17 protein-coding genes are annotated in these 17,990 nt (G+C 67.1%); 6 read left to right on the forward strand and 11 right to left on the reverse strand.

Going from position 1 to position 17,990, the window contains the following annotated elements; translation table 11 throughout:
* Nucleotides 1-1,674: a cytochrome-c oxidase, cbb3-type subunit I gene (gene ccoN, locus ABLE91_RS00375; protein ID WP_348927305.1), complete on the reverse strand. Its 1,674-nt coding sequence runs from the start codon at nucleotides 1,672-1,674 to the stop codon at nucleotides 1-3.
* Between the two features lie 127 nt (nucleotides 1,675-1,801).
* Entirely contained in the window at nucleotides 1,802-2,743 is a 942-nt protein-coding gene (locus ABLE91_RS00380) for a LysR family transcriptional regulator (protein ID WP_348927307.1), read from the reverse strand.
* A 300-nt stretch (nucleotides 2,744-3,043) separates the two neighbouring features.
* Here ABLE91_RS00380 and ABLE91_RS00385 point away from each other — a divergent pair, with 300 nt between their 5' ends.
* The 6 genes from ABLE91_RS00385 to ABLE91_RS00410 all read left to right on the forward strand — a co-directional run bounded on the left by ABLE91_RS00385 (nucleotide 3,044) and on the right by ABLE91_RS00410 (nucleotide 10,105).
* Nucleotides 3,044-4,240, forward strand: coding sequence for an ABC transporter substrate-binding protein (locus ABLE91_RS00385; RefSeq protein WP_348927309.1), 1,197 nt, complete (start codon nucleotides 3,044-3,046; stop codon nucleotides 4,238-4,240).
* A 182-nt stretch (nucleotides 4,241-4,422) separates the two neighbouring features.
* Nucleotides 4,423-5,298 carry a branched-chain amino acid ABC transporter permease gene (locus ABLE91_RS00390; RefSeq protein WP_348927311.1) on the forward strand — a complete coding sequence of 292 codons (876 nt, stop codon included), beginning with the start codon at nucleotides 4,423-4,425 and terminating at the stop codon, nucleotides 5,296-5,298.
* On the forward strand, nucleotides 5,295-7,091 hold the full coding sequence (locus ABLE91_RS00395; protein WP_348927313.1) for a branched-chain amino acid ABC transporter ATP-binding protein/permease: 1,797 nt from the start codon (nucleotides 5,295-5,297) through the stop codon (nucleotides 7,089-7,091). Before ABLE91_RS00390 ends, ABLE91_RS00395 begins: the two co-directional genes overlap by 4 nt.
* The gene (locus ABLE91_RS00400; RefSeq protein WP_348927315.1) at nucleotides 7,088-7,825 is read left to right on the forward strand and encodes an ABC transporter ATP-binding protein; all 738 of its coding nucleotides are present in this window, start codon (nucleotides 7,088-7,090) and stop codon (nucleotides 7,823-7,825) included. The genes ABLE91_RS00395 and ABLE91_RS00400 overlap by 4 nt, the downstream gene beginning before the upstream one ends.
* 36 nt (nucleotides 7,826-7,861) lie before the next feature.
* Nucleotides 7,862-8,560 carry a cyclase family protein gene (locus ABLE91_RS00405; protein WP_348927317.1) on the forward strand — a complete coding sequence of 233 codons (699 nt, stop codon included), beginning with the start codon at nucleotides 7,862-7,864 and terminating at the stop codon, nucleotides 8,558-8,560.
* A gap of 144 nt (nucleotides 8,561-8,704) precedes the next feature.
* Nucleotides 8,705-10,105 (forward strand): amidase, encoded by a 1,401-nt coding sequence (locus ABLE91_RS00410; RefSeq protein WP_348927320.1) that lies wholly within the window; start codon nucleotides 8,705-8,707, stop codon nucleotides 10,103-10,105.
* A 4-nt stretch (nucleotides 10,106-10,109) separates the two neighbouring features.
* Here ABLE91_RS00410 and ABLE91_RS00415 read toward each other — a convergent pair whose 3' ends face one another.
* The 9 genes from ABLE91_RS00415 to ABLE91_RS00455 form a co-directional block, all read right to left on the reverse strand.
* Nucleotides 10,110-10,952 carry a Pnap_2097 family protein gene (locus ABLE91_RS00415; RefSeq protein WP_348927322.1) on the reverse strand — a complete coding sequence of 281 codons (843 nt, stop codon included), beginning with the start codon at nucleotides 10,950-10,952 and terminating at the stop codon, nucleotides 10,110-10,112.
* A gap of 5 nt (nucleotides 10,953-10,957) precedes the next feature.
* Nucleotides 10,958-12,214, reverse strand: a complete 1,257-nt coding sequence (locus ABLE91_RS00420; RefSeq protein WP_348927324.1) for an MSMEG_0569 family flavin-dependent oxidoreductase — start codon at nucleotides 12,212-12,214, stop codon at nucleotides 10,958-10,960.
* Nucleotides 12,211-12,519, reverse strand: coding sequence for an MSMEG_0570 family nitrogen starvation response protein (locus tag ABLE91_RS00425; RefSeq protein ID WP_348927325.1), 309 nt, complete (start codon nucleotides 12,517-12,519; stop codon nucleotides 12,211-12,213). Before ABLE91_RS00425 ends, ABLE91_RS00420 begins: the two co-directional genes overlap by 4 nt.
* On the reverse strand, nucleotides 12,512-13,669 hold the full coding sequence (locus ABLE91_RS00430; RefSeq protein WP_348927328.1) for an MSMEG_0565 family glycosyltransferase: 1,158 nt from the start codon (nucleotides 13,667-13,669) through the stop codon (nucleotides 12,512-12,514). The genes ABLE91_RS00425 and ABLE91_RS00430 overlap by 8 nt, the downstream gene beginning before the upstream one ends.
* Entirely contained in the window at nucleotides 13,666-14,787 is a 1,122-nt protein-coding gene (locus ABLE91_RS00435; protein WP_348927330.1) for a sll0787 family AIR synthase-like protein, read from the reverse strand. The genes ABLE91_RS00430 and ABLE91_RS00435 overlap by 4 nt, the downstream gene beginning before the upstream one ends.
* Before the next feature lies 1 nt (nucleotide 14,788).
* The gene (locus tag ABLE91_RS00440) at nucleotides 14,789-15,331 is read right to left on the reverse strand and encodes an MSMEG_0567/Sll0786 family nitrogen starvation N-acetyltransferase (protein WP_348927332.1); all 543 of its coding nucleotides are present in this window, start codon (nucleotides 15,329-15,331) and stop codon (nucleotides 14,789-14,791) included.
* A complete protein-coding gene (locus ABLE91_RS00445; protein WP_348927333.1) occupies nucleotides 15,328-16,446 on the reverse strand; it encodes an MSMEG_0568 family radical SAM protein in 1,119 nt (372 codons plus the stop codon). Before ABLE91_RS00445 ends, ABLE91_RS00440 begins: the two co-directional genes overlap by 4 nt.
* Nucleotides 16,373-17,416 carry a Nit6803 family nitrilase gene (locus ABLE91_RS00450; RefSeq protein WP_348927335.1) on the reverse strand — a complete coding sequence of 348 codons (1,044 nt, stop codon included), beginning with the start codon at nucleotides 17,414-17,416 and terminating at the stop codon, nucleotides 16,373-16,375. Before ABLE91_RS00450 ends, ABLE91_RS00445 begins: the two co-directional genes overlap by 74 nt.
* Nucleotides 17,417-17,485: 69 nt before the next feature.
* Nucleotides 17,486-17,968 carry an MSMEG_0572/Sll0783 family nitrogen starvation response protein gene (locus ABLE91_RS00455; protein ID WP_348927337.1) on the reverse strand — a complete coding sequence of 161 codons (483 nt, stop codon included), beginning with the start codon at nucleotides 17,966-17,968 and terminating at the stop codon, nucleotides 17,486-17,488.
* Between the last annotated feature and the right edge of the window lie 22 nt (nucleotides 17,969-17,990).

Below are 17,990 nucleotides of genomic sequence, written 5' to 3' on the forward strand. Positions count from 1 at the left end.
TCATTCGGCGGGGGCGAGCGAGAGCTGGGCGGCGTCGCTGGCCGTGTCGGGCTCCGCGCGGCGGATGGTCATCGCCACGTTCCAGGCCATGATCAGCGCGCCGAGGAGGAAGAGGATTCCGCCCACCGCCCGGATCACATAGAGGGGGTGCATGGCCTCGACCGTCTCGATGAACGAGTATTCGAGGAAGCCGAGCGCGGTATAAGCGCGCCACATGAGGCCCTGGAGGATGCCCGCCACCCACATGGCGCAGATGTAGAGCACGATGCCGAGCGTCGAGATCCAGAAGTGCCAATTAATGGCCTTGACCGAATACATCTCACGCTTGTTCCAGAGCCAGGGAACGAGGCAATAGATGGCGCCGAAGGAGATGTAGGCGACCCAGCCCAGCGCGCCGGAATGCACGTGGCCGATGCCCCATTCGGTATAGTGGCTGAGCGAGTTCACCGCCTTCACCGACATCATGGGGCCCTCGAACGTGGCCATGCCGTAGAAGGCCACCGACACCACCATCATCCGCAGCACCGGGTCGGTGCGCAGCTTGTCCCAGGCGCCGGACAGGGTCATGAGGCCGTTGATCATGCCGCCCCACGAGGGCATCCACAGCATGATGGAGAAGGTCATTCCCAGGGTCTGCGCCCAGTCGGGCAGCGCCGTGTAGTGGAGATGGTGGGGGCCGGCCCAGATATAGAGGAAGATCAGCGCCCAGAAATGGACGATGGAGAGCCTGTAGGAATAGACCGGCCGCTCGGCGCGCTTCGGGATGAAATAATACATCAGCGCGAGGAAGCCGGCGGTGAGGAAGAAGCCCACCGCATTGTGCCCGTACCACCACTGCACCATGGCATCCTGCACGCCCGACCAGACGATGTAGGAGGTGGGTGAGAAGACCGAGACCGGCACCGTGGCATTGTTGCCGAGGTGCAGTACCGCGATGGTCAATATGAAGGCGAGGTAGAACCAGTTCGCCACATAGATGTGCGGCTCGGTGCGCTTCAGCACCGTGAGCAGGAACACGCCGAAATAGGCCACCCACACGATGGTGAGGAACAAGTCGGCATACCATTCCGGCTCGGCATATTCCTTGCCCTGGGTGATACCAAGCAGATAGCCCGTGCCGGCGATGACGATGAAGAAATTATAGCCGAGCACCACGAACCAGGGCGCGAGATCACCCGCGAGCCGGGCGCGGCAGGTGCGCTGGACCACGTAGAAGGACGTGCCGATGAGCACATTGCCGCCGAAGGCGAAGATCACCGCCGAGGTGTGCAGCGGCCGCAGGCGCCCGAAGGCGGTCCAGGGCAGATCGAAATTGAGCACGGGGAAAGCGAGTTGGAGCGCGATGATCACCCCCACCAGGAAGCCGGCAATGCCCCAGAACACGGCGAGCAGCGTCGCCACCTTCACCGGCGCCATATTGTAGTTGGGCCGCCCGTCAATGGTCTGGGGCGGCAGTTCCGCCGGCCGGTCCATATAGCGGTTGCCGATGGCGAACACCGAGGCGATGGAGGCGGCGGCGAACAGGAAGGCGTGGAAAGCGTAGGCCTGCGTGTGGGCCTTCGCGATCACCATGATGGAGAAGAGGGCGAGCGCGAAGAAGGCGATGAGCAGCGCCATCTCGCCGTCGGTCATGCTCTTTTCGGGCGTACGTGTCTTCGCGGGTGCGGTCGGCATCGGCTTTCCCCTGCTTCGGGGGCGCGCGCCGACCAAAGCTTCTGCCCGCACCGTGGGGGCAGACGCCGATTCCTTCCTTGATACACGTCAAAAGTAGCGCTGCCGAGCACCGGGCACGCGCCTCGCATCAGGCGAGTTCGCGCACATTCTCCTTCAGCCGGGCGCGCCAGACATTCTGCTGGACCATGGTGGCGATCACGTCCGCCAGCACCTTGGCCACCGCCTCGCTGCCGCGCAGGTTCATGGTGCGCTGGGAGACCACGACGGAGAGCCGCCAGGAGGGTGTCGGATCGACAATGGGCACCGCCACAACGAGGCCGTGGGCGATCTCCTCCGTGAAGGCGAAATGGGGCATCACCGCCACGTGGCCGGAACGGCAGACCAGCTTCACGATGGCCGGCAGGCTGTCGCAATCGATGGCGTTCAGCGTGCCGTTATGGCGGGCGGCATATTGCTCCATCACCGTGCGCAGCACGTTGGGGCGGCCCGGCAGCACCACGGTCAGCCGCGACAGGTCGGAGAAGGAAATGCTCGCCTCCCGGGCGAGCGGGTGCTCGGGGGCGACGCACAGCATCAGGTCCTCGACCATCATCTCGGTCCAGGCCACGTGCTCGAACGCCTTGTGGTCGTAGAGCAGCGCCACGTCGAGCCGGCCGGCCTGGATATAGTCGTCGAGATAGCTGGTCATGGCCTCCACGAGGTGGAGGGTGATGTTGGGCTGGCGCTCGGCGATGGCCTGGAACAAGGGGAAGGACAGGCCCCGGCAAGCCGAGGTAGGAAGGCCCACCGAGACGCGGCCGGACGGGTTCGTGGACTGGGAGCGGATGACGTCCTTGGCGCGGTCCACCTCCTGGAGGATGCGGCGGGCATGCTCGTAGAATTGCTGGCCAAGCTCGGTGGTGGTGACGCCGCGCGCATGGCGCAGCAGCAACTCCACCCCCAATTCTTCTTCCAGATGCTTCATCTGTTGGCTCAAGGACGGTTGCGCGATGCGCAACACTTCCGCGGCACGCGAGAAATTCCCGCTTTCCGCGATCTGCACGAAATATTTGAGCTGCCGCAGGTCCATGAACTGCCCCTTCCGTAGAGGAGTTTCTGCGCTAGACGAGGAATTTGTCAAACTGCTGGAATATGCGCCATCTGCACAAACTATCGGCATCATAGTACGATAAACCGATAAATATCAGTGACTTAAATCAGTTTAATTGCAATTCGCGCTGCCTATCGCATACTTCAATAGGCTTTACCTATGAATGCGATCGGAAATGAGTCTTTGTCATTCACATGTGTTTGGCGGAGCGTTGACCTCGCAGATGGGAAACACAGGCCGTAAACGGCCGGGCATCCTGTAGATCAACAGGAGAACAACATGCTTCCGGAGAAGATTTGGCGTGGCCATGCATTGGCCGCGACGCTGGCGCTCGGTCTTTCTTCGACCGCCGCCTTCGCACAGCAGGAGCCGTGCATCGGCAATTCCGCCGCCATCACCGGCCCGGCCGCCTTCGGCGGCATGGCCATCAAGATGGGCGCCGAGATCGCCATCGACGAGATCAACGCCAAGGGCGGCGTGCTCGGCAAGCCGCTGCGCTTCGTCCAGTATGACGATGCCGGCGCCCCGCCGCGCGGCGTCGACAATACGCGGCGCATCGCGCTCTCGGACAAGTGCGTCGCCATCCTCGGCGGCTACCACTCCACGGTGGCGGTGGCACAGGCACAGCCGGTGAACGAGATCGGCATTCCCTATGTGGGTGTGCTCGCCGCCAACACGAAGGCGATCGAGAACGGCGCGAACCCCAATTACATGTTCCGCGTCTCGGCCAAGGACAAATGGGTCGCCCGCTTCCTGGTGGAGAAGGCGCTCAAAGCATCGAAGACCGGAAAGATCGCGTTCTTCTATGAGAATACCGGCTGGGGCAACGGCGCACTGCCCGACGTGAAGGACGCCATGGCCAAGGCCGGCAAGGAGCTGGTGGCCGCCGAGACCTTCAACTGGAACGACCAGGACATGACCCCGCAAGTCATCCGCGCCCGCGACGCCGGGGCGGACGTGGTGCTGTTCTGGGCGCTGGACCGCGAGGGCAACCAGATCCTCAGGTCCATGGACAAGGTGGGCTACAAGCCGACCGTGATCGGCGCCTGGGGCATCGCCGGCAATCTCGGCGAGCTGGCGGGGCCCCTCGCCGACGGCGTCCAGGTGGTGCAAACCTTCACCTTCATGGGCGACATGGACCCAAAGAAGAAGGCGCTGTGGGAGAAGATCAAGGCCAAGTACGGCCTGAAGGATCCCTCCGACGTGAAGATGCCGTCCGGCACCGCCAATGCCTATGACGCGGTCTACATCATCGCCGACGCCATCAAGAAGGCCGGCGCCTTCGACTGGAAGAAGGTCCACGACGCGCTCTACAGCGTGAACATGGAGGGCCTCGTCGCCGAATATAAGCCCGCCTTCGACGCAGCCGATCCGGAGCGCCAGGACGCCATCCTGCCCAAATACTACAAGCTGACGGTGTGGGTGGACGGCAAGCTGCTCCCCATGGAGCAGACCAAATACGGCAAGACCAACTGAGGCCACTTGCCCCCGCGGCGCGCCCTGAACGCCCTCCCCCCTTGCGGGGGAGGGTTGGGGAGAGGGGTGATAAGGGGGCCGCCTGGAACGACATCTGCTTAGCGAGCGGAGAGGGCATCACCCCCCTCCCTGCCCTCCCCCGCAAGGGGGGAGGGTGAAACCTTCAGGCAGTGCAAACCCACATGACCACCTTCCTTCAATACACCCTGTCGGGCCTCGCCATCGGCGGCATCTATGCCCTGGTGGCGCTCGGTTTCCACATCATGTGGAGCGCGGCCAAGGCGGTGAATTTCGCCCACGGCGACACGCTGATGATCGGCGCCGTGTTGGCGGTGCTCGGCGTCGATGCGGGCTTGCCCGTCTGGCTCGCCTGCCTCCTCTCCGTCCTCGCGGGTGGGGTGTTCGGCGTGCTGCTGGAACGCTTCGCCGTGCGGCCCTTCCTGGGCGGGGCCACCTCCATCGGCTGGATGCTCACCACCATCGCGGTGGGCATCATGATCGAGAGCCTCGCCACCATGCAGTTCGGCGGCTTCTCGCGCCCCCTCCCCTCGCCGGGCGTGGCCAAGGCCGTGCACATTTTCGGCGCCGGCGTCTATCCGCAGGAACTGCTGATCCCCGTGGTCGCCATCCTCGCCATGCTTGGCCTGAGGGCGCTCCAGAAGCGCACCCTCGTCGGCCGCGCCATGCAGGCGGTGGCCCACGACAAGCGCGCGGCCGCGCTCATGGGCATCGATGTGAACCGCATCGTCGCCTTCTCCTTCGGCCTTGCGGCGCTGTTCGGCGCGGCGGGCGGCGTGCTCGTGGCGCCGGTGGTTCAGGCGTCCGCCACCATGGGCGCGCTCATCGGGCTGAAGGGCTTCGCGGTGGCCATCATCGGCGGCATCACCTCGGCGCCGGGCGTGGTGCTGGCGGGCCTCGCCTTCGGCATCATGGAAAAATTCGTGGAGGGCTACATCTCCACCGCCGCCCGCGAGATCATCGGCTTCTCCATGATGATCCTGGTGCTGCTGGTGTTCCCGCAGGGCCTGTTCGGCAAGAGGGAGGTGCTCAAGGTATGAGGCACCTCACCCTCCTCGGCTTCCTCGCGCTCGCGGCCATCCTCGCCGCGGTGCCGGTCACCGCCAGCAACGAATACGAGCTGCGCCTCTTCATGCTGTTCATGATCTACGGCGTCATCGCCGTGGGCCTGAACACGCTGGTGGGCCTCACCGGCCTCGTCTCGCTCGGCCAGGCGGGCCTGTTCGCACTCGGCTCCTACACCGGCGCCATCCTCGCGACGCGGGCCGGCTTCGACATGATCTCAGCCTCGATCGCCGCGGCCGTCGTCGCCGGGCTGTTCGGCGTGCTCCTCGCCTATCCCACGGTGCGGGTGCGCGGGGTCTATCTCGCCGTGGTCACCATCGCCTTCGGCATCATCGTGGAGAATGTCGCCATCGAGTGGCAGTCGCTCACCGGCGGCACCACGGGCATCACCTCCATCCCCTCCCCCAACGCCTTCGGCGTGCGCCTCTCCGGCTATGCCTTCTACGGCGTACTGGCGGTGACGCTCTTCCTGGCGACGCTCGGCACCCACAATCTGAAGACCTCGCGCTATGGCCGCGCCATGCTGGCGGTCTCCCAGAGCGAGACGGCGGCACGCGCATTGGGCATCGACGCCACGGGCATGCGCACGCTCGCCTTCGTGGTGGCGGCGGTGACGGCGGGGCTGGCCGGCACCTTCTACGCCTTCCTCAATGCTTATATCTCCCCCGACATCTTCACCTTCTCCGACAGCGTACGCTTCCTGCTCATGGTGATCCTGGGCGGGGCGGCGACCACGTTCGGGCCGGTGCTCGGGGCCTATCTCCTCACCTATCTGCCGGAATTCCTCCAGCAGTTCGCGCTCTGGCAGAAATTCGCCTATGGCGCGCTGCTGCTCATCGTCATGTTCGCTCTGCCGCGCGGCATCCTCGGCACGGCGGGACAGTTCCTGAAGCGCCTGCGGCCGCCGGCGCGCGGCGTGGACACGGCGGGCGCCATCCCCGCCGAGGAAAGCCTGAAGCCCAACGCGAGGGCGCAGGATGCCGAGCTTGTGGCCCGCGACCTCACCGTGCGCTTCGGCGGCCTCACCGCGCTCTCGAAAGCCTCGCTCCGGGTGAAGGGAGGAGAGGTGCATGCCCTCATCGGGCCGAACGGCGCAGGCAAGTCCACCTTCGTCAACACCATCTCCGGCTTCTACCGGCCGGCGGAGGGCGATTGCGAGCTGGACGGGGTGATGCTCACCGGCAAGAAATCCCATGAGATCGCCCGCATCGGCCTCTCCCGCACCTTCCAGAACACCGAGCTGTTCGGCGACATGAGCGTGCTGGAGAATGTCATCGTCGGCTGCCAGCAGCGCCTGTCTTATTCCATCGTGGACGCCGTGCTGCGCACCCCGCGCATGCGCCGGCAGGAGGCGGAGGCGCGGCGCGTGGCCATCGGCCTCCTCGCCTTCGTGGGACTGGAGGATTACGCGAACGACGAGGCGCGCTTCCTGCCCTTCGGCCTCCAGCGCCGCCTGGAGATCGCCCGGGCGCTCGCGGCCCGGCCCCGCCTGCTACTTCTGGACGAGCCCGCCGCCGGCCTCACCACGCAGGAGATAGACGACCTCGAAGCCATGATCCGCCGCATCGCGGCGCTGGGCATCTCCGTGCTGCTCATCGAGCACCATGTGGACCTGATCATGGCGGTGGCGGACACGGTGACCGTGCTCGATTACGGCCAGGTGATCGCCAGCGACAGCCCGGCCGTGGTGCAGGACGACCCGCGCGTCATCGAAGCCTATTTCGGCACGCCCCTCGACCTCTCGGAAAAGGCGGAGGCGGTGGCATGAGCGAAACCCTGCTGGACATCCGGAAGATGGAGCTGCGCTACGGCGCGGCGGTGGCGGTGCGCGACATCTCGCTTTGCGTGAAGCGCGGGCAGCTGGTCGCCATCATCGGCAACAATGGCGCCGGCAAGTCGTCTCTGGTGCGTGGCGCCACCGGCCTCGTGCGGCCCTCCGGTGGCGAGGTGGTCTTCAAGGGCGAGGACACCACGCGCCTTGCCGCCCACCGGAAGGTGGCGCGCGGCCTCGTCATGGTGCCGGAAGGCCGGCTGCTGTTTCCGGACCAGACCGTCGAGGACAATCTGATCCTCGGCGCCTATGCCCATGGCGGCCTGAAGGGCGAGAAGGCGCGCGCCGCGCTCGACAAGGTTCTCGCCCTCTTCCCGCGCCTGAAGGAGCGGCTCCGCCAGCAGGCGGGCTCCATGTCCGGCGGGGAGCAGCAGATGCTCGCCATCGCCCGCGGGCTCATGGGCGAGCCGGACCTGCTGATCATCGACGAATTGTCCCTCGGCCTCGCGCCGAAGATCGTCAACCAGCTCATGGGCGTGCTCGCGGAGCTCAACCGCGCCGGCCTCACCATCCTCTTGGTGGAGCAGCTCGCCTCCTATGCGCTGGCCATCGCCGACCACGCCTACGTCATCGCCAATGGCCGCGTGGCGCACGAAGGGCCGAGCGCGGAGCTCGCCCGCAATCCCGACGTGATGGCGGCCTTCCTCGGCAAGAAGAAGCACGCCGCCTGAACCCCTTTCAAAACCAAGCCCCTCAAGGAGCGAACCATGGCCCAGAAAGTGATCGACCTCTCCCTCCTCATCGAGGACAACATGCCGGCCCACAAGCTGTTTCAGCGGCCGGTCATCACCACCCATCTGAGCCATGAAAGCTCCAAGGCGTTCGATCTCGGCGTGCCGGGCGACGCCATGACCTTCCAGACCAATTTCATCGCCATGCTGGACCATGTGGGCACCCATGTGGACGCCTATCGCCATGTGAATGCGCAGGGAGCGCCCATCGACGAGATGCCGCTCGACCTGTTCATGGGCAAGGCGGTCTGCTTCGACCTGCGCCATATTCCCGACCTCGGCGATATCACCGCCGAGGACATGGACGCGGCCGAGGCGAAGGCCGGCGTCAAGGTGGACGGGCACATCGTGCTGCTGTGCACCGGCTTCCACGCGCGCAATTATCCGACCCTCGATTCCGTCTGGAAGAACCCGCTGCTCACGGTGGAAGCCACCCAATGGCTCCACGACCGCGGCTCGAGGATGCATGGCGTGGAAGGCCCGTCCACCGACAAGCCCACGGACAACATCTTCGCCCAGCACCGCCTCTGCCGCGACCTCAAGATGAGCCATTGGGAATGGCTGGTGAATCTGGAGGAGCTGATCGGCAAGGGCGAGTTCCAGTTCTTCGGCGCACCGCTGAAGTTCAAGGGCGGCTCGGGCTCGCCGGTGCGGGCGTTCGCGATCCTGAATTGAGCTAGGTTGCGCCTCACGTCCTGACGAGGCGCAAAAAGACGCCGGGCGGCGGACTGCCAGGCTGCCCGGCGTCTTTCCAGCCGTGCGACGCGCCCCTTTCCCGCAAGGGGGAGAGGGAATCCGGTCCAGCTACGGGGCAACATCATGTCCGCCGAATTCGACACCATGAGCGCCATGGAGCTGCGCCGCCGCGTGGCCGCCAAAGACATCTCCCCTGTCGAGCTGACGAAACGCGCTTTGGAGAAGGCGCAGGCAACGCAGGAGAGCCTCAACGCCTTCTTCCTCCTCATGCCGGAGGACGCCATGGCCGCCGCCCGCATCGCTGAGGATGCGGTGATGAAAGGCGCCCCGCTCGGCCTGCTGCACGGCCTGCCCTTCTCGGCCAAGGATCTCATGGCGGTGAAGGGCGTGCGCTATGCCTCCGGCTCGCGCACCATGGCGGAGAATGTGGCCCAGGTGGATGCCCCGGCCGTGGAACGCGCCAAGGGGGCGGGCGCCATCCTCATCGGCAAGACCACCACCAGCGAGTTCGGCTGCAAGCCGGTGGGCGACAGTCCGCTCACGGGCATCACCCGCAACCCCTGGAACCTTGGAAAGACCCCGGGCGGGTCGAGCGCCGGCGCGGCCGCCTCGGTGGCTGCCGGCATCACGCCCTTCGCGCTGGGCACGGACGGCGGCGGCTCCATCCGCATCCCCTGCTCCTTCACCGGCCTTGCGGGCCTGAAGGGGCATTTCGGCCGCGTGCCGGTCTGGCCCACCTCGGCCACCCCGACCCTCGCCCATGTGGGGCCCATCGCCCGCTCCATGGAGGATGCGGCGCTGCTCTTCTCCGCCATCGCGGGCCATGACCGGCGCGACCCGTTCGGGGTCGCCGGCCCGGTGCCTGACGTGCTGGGTGCGGCGAAGGCGTCCGTCGCCGGCCTGCGCGTCGCCTACAGCCCGACGCTGGGCTATGCCCGGCCGGAGCCGGAAGTGGTGGAGATCACCCGCCGCGCCGCGCGCAGCCTGGAAGACCTGGGATGCCGTGTGGAGGAGGTGGACAGCGTCTTCGACACGGATCCGGGCAACCTCTGGACCGCCGAATTCTATGCGGGCGTCGGCATCCGCCTGCGCAGCTTCATGGAGACCCAGCGCGATCTCCTGGACCCGGCGGTCGCCGACGTGCTGGAGCCGGCGCTCTCGCAGCAGATGCAGGATTATTATTCCAGCGTGTTCGAGCGCTACGCGCTGCGGGAGAAGGTGCGCGGCTTTTTCGAGCACTACGATATCCTGCTCTCGCCCGTGCTGCCCGTGACCTCGCTGGATGTGGGCCTGAACATCCCGGCCGCGCTGCCGGACAGGAACCTCGTCTCGTGGGTGTTCTACACCTACCCCTTCAACCTCACCGGCCAGCCGGCCGGCACGGTGTGCGCCGGCATCGCCTCGGACGGGATGCCGGTGGGGCTCCAGATCGTGGGGCGGTCCTATTGCGAGGACGACGTGGTGCGCATCGGCGCGGCCTTCGAGCGAACACAGCCCCCTGGCTACAATATCCGCCCGTTCTAGAGGATCAGGATGCGCCGGCTGTTGGGTCGGTGCTCGCAACCTGCTTCAGGGTCTTGATCCGCGCCAGGCAGGCGCCATCGCTCTCCCGGTTGAGGACAGCATGGGTCAGCCATCGCCCAGGGACGGCCGGCGCCTCCGCCATGGTCACGCGCACGGCTTCCCCCATGTCGATATTGCCGTGATAGGCAATGGTGCGCTCCAGGGTGACCGCGTCCCTGGCGCGCGCCGGGTGCAGCGTCCATGCGGCCCGCTCCGTGATCCCCACATAGCTTGAGAAATAAAGGAAGCCGGCCCCGTTGAAGTCCTCGCCCGGACAGGGCGTGAAGAGGAAAGAGCCCCCATCAGGCACATCCGTTGCACTTTCCTTGCCAGAATAGGGCTGCGGCTCGCCCCATGCGGGCAGTTCGGACAGTCCCGGCACCTCCACCCTGGACACGCGGTGGTTGGAGCCGCCCTCGCGGCGGATGAAGGCGGACACCATGGTGACCGTGCCCAGAGGGCGCCCCCCGATGCTCAGATCGTGCCGGCTGAGCACCTGCGTGCGGGAGAGCCGCCAGATGGAGGAGAGGATGTCGAGGCTCTCGTCCTCCCGCGCCTCGGCGAAGCGCGCGCCCTCCACCTGCACATGCCGGAAGGCCGCATAGACGCGGTTCCCGCGCGCATCTTCGATCTCGGCGGCCGGCCGGCCGAGCTTCTGCGCCAGGAACTGCCAGTGCACATCCCCCAGCTCCCTCAGCAGCCATGTTTCCGAAAGGCCGTTGGGGGTGAGGTGCGGCATGCCGAGCCGGACGCTGGTGCGCCGGCCGGGATCGATGGCCACGCGGTGGAGGGGCAGGACGAGGCTCATGGGCGCTATCCCGCCTTCGCCAGCGGCGATGCCGCCCACGCCGCAAGCTCCGAGACCACGAATTCCGCATCGCGCCCGACGCCGAGGAAACGCCCGGAGCCCCAGGTCCACAGCCAGGGCAGACCCAGCACATAGAGGCCCGGCACATCGGTGACGCCGTGCCGGTGGACGGGATATCCCGTGCCGTCGAAGATGGGCAGGCCCACGAACGACCAGTTGGGCCGGAACCCCGTCGCCCAGATGACGGAGGTGACGCCGGCGGCCTTCAGATCCAGCTCGGTCGGCTCGGCTTCGGGTTTCCAGACGGGCACATAGGTGGAGGCCGGCGGCGCCGCGATGTTCTTCTCGGCGATGTGGCGGTCGATGAGGCAGTTGATGCCGTTATAGACCCGGTCGGCAGCGTCGAGATTGGCCGTCAGGTTCGCCTCGAACAGCATCTTGCCGTCCGCCACGCCGGACATGCGGCCGTAGAGCGCCATGCCCTCCAGCGCGAAGGCGCGCAGGTCGATGTCCCGCCCGCCGTCGCGGCCGGTGAGGTAATGGTTGGTGTCGTGCTTCTTCTTGCCCATGCCGTCGTCTGCGACGGTGATCTCGTACTGGCCCACGTCCCACAGCCAGTCCACCACGTCGCGGCCGCGATAGAAGCGGGCGCAGCGCGGCGCGTTGCCGGTCACGAGATGCACCTTGCGGCCGGCGAGGTGCAGGTCCTCGGCGATCTGCGCGCCGGACTGGCCGGAGCCGACCACCACCACCGCCCCCTCAGGCAACTGAGCCGAGCTGCGATAGGCGGCGGTGTGGATCTGCACGATATCCGGTGGCAAGCGCTCGGCGGGGCGCGGAATGTCGGGCTCGCCGTAAAGGCTGGTCGCCAGGATGACGGCGTCCGCGGTGACGGTGCCAGCCGTGGTCTCCACGCGGAACACGCCGCCCGCCCTCTCAAGCGCAGTGACCGTGGTGTTTTCCAGGATCGGCGCGTTCACCTTGCGGGCGAAGCGGTCGAGATAGCCGAGGATCTCATCCTTCACCATGAAGCCGTTGGGGTCGTCCCCGTCATAGGGATGGTCGGGAAGCTGGCACTGCCAGTTGGGGGTCACGAGGCAGAAGGCCTCCCAGCGCTCGTCACGCCATTTGTGCATGGCCGTCTTCTTCTCGAACACCACATGGTCGATGCCGTGGCGGGAGAGATAGTGGCTGGCGGAAAGACCCGCCTGTCCGCCGCCGACCACGACGGCGCCGTAATGGGATTGGGAAAGCTTGGTCATGACGGAATTCCCTGGTCAGGCAGGATGAAGGCGAGGCAGGCCACTTCGGCCTGCGGATCGTCACGGAAGCGGGATGCGGCCTGCTCCAGCCGGGCGAGCTGGCCAAGCGCGAGGGAGCAGGGCCGCCCGTATTTCGCCTCCACCCGGTCGGAGGCGATGCGCAGCATGGTGCGGGCGCGCGCCATGAAGTCGGGCAGAGGATAGGTCTCGCCCGGCGCGAGGTGCTCCGTGACCACCAAGGAGGGCGAGTAGCAGGTCTCCCGAGCCCCGTCGGGCCACGCGATGAGGAAGCGCATCTCAGGCATGGGTCACCTCCGCAAGGCGCTCGTAGAGCGGCAGGTGGGCGCGCGCGACGCCGGCCCAGTCGTGCCGCGCGGCAATGGCGGCGCCGCGCCGGGAGAACGGCTCATGGACGGGTGTGCGCAGCGAGAGCGCCATGGCATCGGCGATGGATGCGGGCCGCAGCGGATCGCACCAGAGCGCGTCGCCGCGGCCGAGATATTCGGTGAATGGCGCGATGGAGGAGACGATCACCGGCACGCCGCTCGCCATGGCCTCCAGCACGCAGAGGCCGAACCCCTCCTTCACCGAGGCGAAGACCAGCGCATGCGCGAGCCGGTAGAGCGGGGCCATATCGGCATCCCCGAGCGGCCCTGTGACATGGACCCCGCTTGCGGCGACGCCGGCAGCAGCGAGCCGGGCGGAAAATTCGGCACGGTAGGCATCATGGTCCAGCAGCGAGGCACCACCCGCGATGACGAGCTGCGCGTCGGGGCGGAGGCTGCGGAGCTGGACGAAAGCATCGAGAATGCGCACCGTGTTCTTGCGCGCCTCGATGCCCCCGACACAGAGGAAAAGCGGGCCGGCCCCCAGCCCCAGCCGGGCGCGCAGCAAATTCTCCCGGCCGTCCGCCTCGGGTCGGAAACGCACGGTGTCCACGCCGTTGCCGGAGAGGTCCGCCGCGATGCCCCACGCCTCCGCAAGGTGCGCCTGCCAGGTGCGGCTCACCGTGAGCCAGCCATCCGCCGCGCGGATGGCGCGCGCCTGGAGGGCCGATAGGCGCGGGTCCTCGAAGGTGTCGATATGGTGCACGGTGCGGAGGAAGCCGGGGATGCGTCCCCGCTCCTTCAACGTCGCCAGCGCATTGCCGGAGATGCCGTCATGGGCATGGAAGAGGTCGAAGCCGTCCGTCCCCGCATCCTCGAAATGGCGCACATAATCGGCAATGCGCTGCTCCACCATGGCCGTCATGTCGGGGACGGCGCGCGCGACCGGGAAGGCCACGGCAGGGCAGCGCGGCACCCGGAAGAAGCCCGCGCCGCGCGCATCGGGTGCGTGGAGCACGGGCGCGTGACCGAGGTCCAGGAGCGCCTCGCAAAGCTGCATGGCATGCACCACCCCGCCGCGCGGATTGGTGGAGTGGGTGAGCATGGCGATGCGCAGCGGCCGGGTCATTGCGCACCCTTCCCGCGAGCACAATGCGCTCCCACTCCCGCTTGCGGGGGAGGGCTGGGGAGGGGGAAAGGGTGCATCCCCTCAGAGCTTCCGAGCATCGCTCTGCTTGAGTGCCCCCTCCCTACCCCTCCCCCGCAAGCGGGAGAGGGAATCTCGGGTGCGCCCAGCCCCATAAGCCGATCAGCTTGGTAGTCCCGCACGATCGCGCGATGCGAGCCGAATGAGACCGAGACGGCGTGCCCCTCTTCCACCTTGCCGATAGCCACCGCACTGATGTTACGGGCGGCGAACAAGGCACAAATCGCCTCCACATGCTCCGGCGGGGCGGAGAGGAGGTAGCCGTAGCTCGGGAAGGTGGCGAGCCAGCGCGCGAGCGGCACTCCAGGCGGCAGCGAGATGGTGTCGAGATCGATGGCGATCCCGACCCCGGAGCATTCCGCCAGCATGATGGCGGTGCCGACAATCCCGCCCTGGCTGATGTCCTTGGCGGCGCGACAGAGCCCGCGTTCCGCGATCTCCGGCAGCAAAGAAAGATCGTCGCGCAGGCGCTGCGGCGGCGCATCGATGGCGGCCTGCCAATTGTCAAACGGCGCGCGATAGGCGCCGCGATGGTCGATGGCGGCGATCAGCTGTTCGCCCGGCCGCGCATCGAAACTGGTGAGAAGGCGACTGCCCGCCCGGCCCAGAACCGCCACCGCGAGCTGGCCCTGGGCCGAATTGAGGTTGGTGTGCCCGCCGACGATGGGAACGCCATAGGCGTCCGACGCCGCACGCAGCCCGTCGAGGATGGCAGCGCCGTTCTCCTGCCCCTCCGCCCACACCGCATCCACCACGGCCACCGGCCGCCCGCCCATGGCGGCGATGTCGGAGAGGTTGACCATCACCCCGCACCAGCCGGCGAACCAGGGGTCCGCCGCCACGAAGCCGTTCATGAAGCCTTCGATGGCAAGCAGCAGGTGCCCCTCCCCGTCCGGGATGGCGGCGCAATCGTCCCCCACCGGCACCCCCGCGCCGCCGAGCCCGAGGCGCGCGGCCACCGCGCCGATATCGGCCTTGGCGGCGATGCCCGGGCTGGCGCGCAGGGTCTCGACGAGGGAGGTGAAGGCCGCTTCGTCCATCTCAGGCCGCCTTCCGGGGAAGCGCCACGAAGCCGTGCTCGGGAGAGAAGCAGGGCGGATAGTAAGCAAGGTCCGCCTGCATCTTGAAATGACGCCGCCCCATCAATTCCACCTCGCCGATCACATGCCAGTGGAGCCGGCGGAACAGCACGCCGTTCTGCTCCTGCACATGGGCGAGGAAGGTGTGGCAGCCCATGGCGTTGGCGGAGGAGACGGCGAGACGGATGAGCGTCGCCCCCAGCGCGCCGATGCGGCGATAGTCGCGATCTACGGCGAGCCGGGAGCCCCACCACAGCCCCTTCTCCTCCTCGTGGATACGCACCGTCCCCACCACCTTGTCGGCGGCGACGCCCAGCATGGAGAGGGCGACGATGGGAATGGCGTAGTCGTCCACCCCGTCGCGATCGTCGCCGGAGAAGAGGTCCTGTTCGGCGCAGAACACGGCGCGGCGCAAAGCGTGGGAGCCCTCGCGCTCCCAGCGGGAGGCGGCGAACTTCACCTGATATTCGCTGGCGAGGAAGGGCGAGAAGGGCTCGATCATCATCGCGTCAGCATCCGCTCATAGGTGGAGAGGGCAGAGCAGGCGCCGCACTTGCCGCAGCCGGCCTTGATGTCCACGGCCTTGAGCCCGCTCTCCACCAGCATCTTCGACAGCGGCCCGAGGATGGCGTGCATGAAGGCCGGCGGCGGGGTGGGATGGCTCTCCAGCGGCGTCCCGGAGATGGGCACGAACGGCACCACGAAGGGATAGACGCCGAGCGCCACCAGCTTCTCGCAGATGTCGAGGATGGCTTCGCGCGTGTCGCCGAGCCCGGCGAGGATATAGGTGGAGACCTGCCCCCGCCCGAACACCGGCACCGCCGCGGCGAAGGAGGCGAGATATTTCTCGATGGAGACCTGCGCCTTGCCGGGCATGATGCGGTGGCGCACCTCGGGCGTCACCGCCTCCAGGTGCATGCCGAGGGCATCGACGCCCGCCGCCCGCATGCGTTCGAACCAAACATCGTCCTCCGGCGGCTCGCATTGGGCCTGGATGGGCAGATCCACCGCCGCCTTGATGGCGCGGGCGCTCTCCGAAAGGATCGCCGCGCCCCGGTCGTCGCCCCTGGGCGTGCCGGTGGTCATGACCATGTGCTTGACGCCGTCCAGCTCCACGGCGGCCCTGGCCACTTCGGCGAGCTGAGCCGGGGTCTTGTGGGCGATGGTGCGGCCGGCGGCCAGCGACTGGCCGATGGAGCAGAACTGGCAGGTCTTGGTGCGGCTCTGATAGCGGATGCAGGTCTGCAGCACGGTGGTCGCCAGCACGTCCCGCCCATGGAGAACGGCGATCTTGGAATAGGGAATGCCGTCCTGCGTGGTCAGGTCGTAGAAGCGCGGCCGCAGCGGGAAGGAGACCTCCCCCACCGAGCGGCCGTCGCGGCTGATGCGGCTTTTGCCGAAAGCATCGGGCTTCTCCACGAGATAGGGGCTCGCGAAGGCCGGCGCGGTGTGCACCGGCACCATCACCGTCATGCCGTCGATGGTCAGCGCCTTGTGGTCGGACGGGCCGGCACCGCCGCGGCGGCTCTCGGCGCCCGCCGAGGGATCAACCAGCCGCGCTCCGAAGGATTGCAGCTCGTTGATCAGAAGCTCGGTCGGCAGCGTCGTCTGGTTCTCCATCGGGGAGCCTCCTGAGTTCGGCAAAAGCGGGCGGCGCGGTCTCGACATGCAGCGGCCGCGCGGGACGGGGATCGAGGGAGAGGTGCAGCAGTTCCGGCCGGGCGTAATGGCCGACAGAATCCATCATCCGCTTGCGCTTGACGATGAGGCCGAGGTCGAGGTCCGCCACCAGCAGGCCCTCGCCCTCGGTGAGCGGCGGCACCACGTGCCGGCCCTCGGGGGAGATGATGGCGGTCATGCAGCCGCCGCGCAGCGCGTTCTGCAATCCTGCGTCGGGGGTGACGGAGGCGATCTGCTCCTCGGAGAGCCAGCCCGTGGCGTTCACCACGAAGCACCCGCTCTCCAAGGCGTGGTGGCGGATGGTCACCTCGATCTGCTCGGCGAAGATCGGCCCCACCAGGGAGCCGGGAAACTGCGCCACATGGATCTCTTCGTGCTGTGCCATCAGGGCGTAGCGGGCGAGCGGGTTGTAATGCTCCCAGCAGGCGAGCGCGCCGATCCGCCCGGCGGCGGTCTCCACCACGGTGAGGCCGGAGCCGTCGCCCTGCCCCCAGATCATGCGCTCATGGAAGGTGGGCGTGATCTTGCGCCGCTTCAGGCACAGCGTGCCGTCAGCATCGAACACGAGCTGGGTGTTGTAGAGCGAGCCGTGGTCCCGCTCGTTGACGCCGAGCACCACCACCATGCCGGCGCGGCGCGCGGCAGAGGCCACCGCCTCGGTCTCGGGGCTGGGAACGGCGACGGCATTCTCATAGAGCCGCACATGCTCGCGGCCCGAGAGCACGGGCGGCAGTACGAAGGAGAAATAGGGGTACCAGGGCACGAAGGTCTCGGGGAAGACGAGGAGCTTCACGCCCTTTCCCGCCGCGTCAGTGATGGCGCCGAGGACCTTCTCCATGGTGCCCGCGCGCGATGTCAGGTCCGGTGCGATCTGCACCGCGGCAACGCGGATGGTCGGACTTTGTGTCATCGCAGATCCTCTTTGGCTCGTCCCTTTCGAGGGCCGGCGGGCTGCGCCCGCCGGAGCCCGGTGTCCGGATCAGAGTGTCCAAGTGTCGAGGATGACGGCGTTGTCGCGCTTGTGGATCAGCACGATGTCCAGCACGTCGAGCGGGCTGATGGGCGTGATGCCCTCGATCAGCGAAGGCTCGCCATGGCCGTAAAGGGCCTGGAGCGCGAAGCGGCAGGCATAGACCTTGCCGCCTTCTTCCATGAACTTCTTGATCTGGTTGTTGAAGTTCTGGTGGCCGGGGAACGCCTCATCGCCAATCTTCGGGAAGCCGCGCTGCACGCCGAGCGTCACGCCGGGGCCGTAGAGAAGGACGGAGGTCTCGAAGCCCTTGCGCTGGAGGCGCGTCGCCTGGAGCAAATTGACGAAGCCGATGGAGCCTTCGAAGGCGACGGTGTGGAAGGTGACGAGCGCCTTCTCTCCCGGCTGGGCCTTCACGTCCTCGAACAGCTTCTGCTCGTAGTCGACGAAGATATCTCCGGTCTTATGGGGCGGATGGGTCACGGCCGGCATTGCTTGCTCCTGGTCTCTGGGT

It is taken from the genome of Aquabacter albus, from assembly GCF_040049275.1.
GTDB lineage: Bacteria > Pseudomonadota > Alphaproteobacteria > Rhizobiales > Xanthobacteraceae > Aquabacter.

Coding starts and splice junctions, on each gene's coding strand:
- ABLE91_RS00445 (WP_348927333.1), bottom strand. CDS start 16,446: ATGGAGAACCAGACGACGCTGCCGACCGAGCTTCTGATCAACGAGCTG.
- ABLE91_RS00430 (WP_348927328.1), bottom strand. CDS start 13,669: ATGACCCGGCCGCTGCGCATCGCCATGCTCACCCACTCCACCAATCCG.
- ABLE91_RS00405 (WP_348927317.1), top strand. CDS start 7,862: ATGGCCCAGAAAGTGATCGACCTCTCCCTCCTCATCGAGGACAACATG.
- ABLE91_RS00455 (WP_348927337.1), bottom strand. CDS start 17,968: ATGCCGGCCGTGACCCATCCGCCCCATAAGACCGGAGATATCTTCGTC.
- ABLE91_RS00440 (WP_348927332.1), bottom strand. CDS start 15,331: ATGATGATCGAGCCCTTCTCGCCCTTCCTCGCCAGCGAATATCAGGTG.
- ABLE91_RS00385 (WP_348927309.1), top strand. CDS start 3,044: ATGCTTCCGGAGAAGATTTGGCGTGGCCATGCATTGGCCGCGACGCTG.
- ABLE91_RS00415 (WP_348927322.1), bottom strand. CDS start 10,952: ATGAGCCTCGTCCTGCCCCTCCACCGCGTGGCCATCGATCCCGGCCGG.
- ABLE91_RS00390 (WP_348927311.1), top strand. CDS start 4,423: ATGACCACCTTCCTTCAATACACCCTGTCGGGCCTCGCCATCGGCGGC.
- ABLE91_RS00410 (WP_348927320.1), top strand. CDS start 8,705: ATGTCCGCCGAATTCGACACCATGAGCGCCATGGAGCTGCGCCGCCGC.
- ccoN (WP_348927305.1), bottom strand. CDS start 1,674: ATGCCGACCGCACCCGCGAAGACACGTACGCCCGAAAAGAGCATGACC.
- ABLE91_RS00425 (WP_348927325.1), bottom strand. CDS start 12,519: ATGCCTGAGATGCGCTTCCTCATCGCGTGGCCCGACGGGGCTCGGGAG.
- ABLE91_RS00420 (WP_348927324.1), bottom strand. CDS start 12,214: ATGACCAAGCTTTCCCAATCCCATTACGGCGCCGTCGTGGTCGGCGGC.
- ABLE91_RS00400 (WP_348927315.1), top strand. CDS start 7,088: ATGAGCGAAACCCTGCTGGACATCCGGAAGATGGAGCTGCGCTACGGC.
- ABLE91_RS00450 (WP_348927335.1), bottom strand. CDS start 17,416: ATGACACAAAGTCCGACCATCCGCGTTGCCGCGGTGCAGATCGCACCG.
- ABLE91_RS00435 (WP_348927330.1), bottom strand. CDS start 14,787: ATGGACGAAGCGGCCTTCACCTCCCTCGTCGAGACCCTGCGCGCCAGC.
- ABLE91_RS00395 (WP_348927313.1), top strand. CDS start 5,295: ATGAGGCACCTCACCCTCCTCGGCTTCCTCGCGCTCGCGGCCATCCTC.
- ABLE91_RS00380 (WP_348927307.1), bottom strand. CDS start 2,743: ATGGACCTGCGGCAGCTCAAATATTTCGTGCAGATCGCGGAAAGCGGG.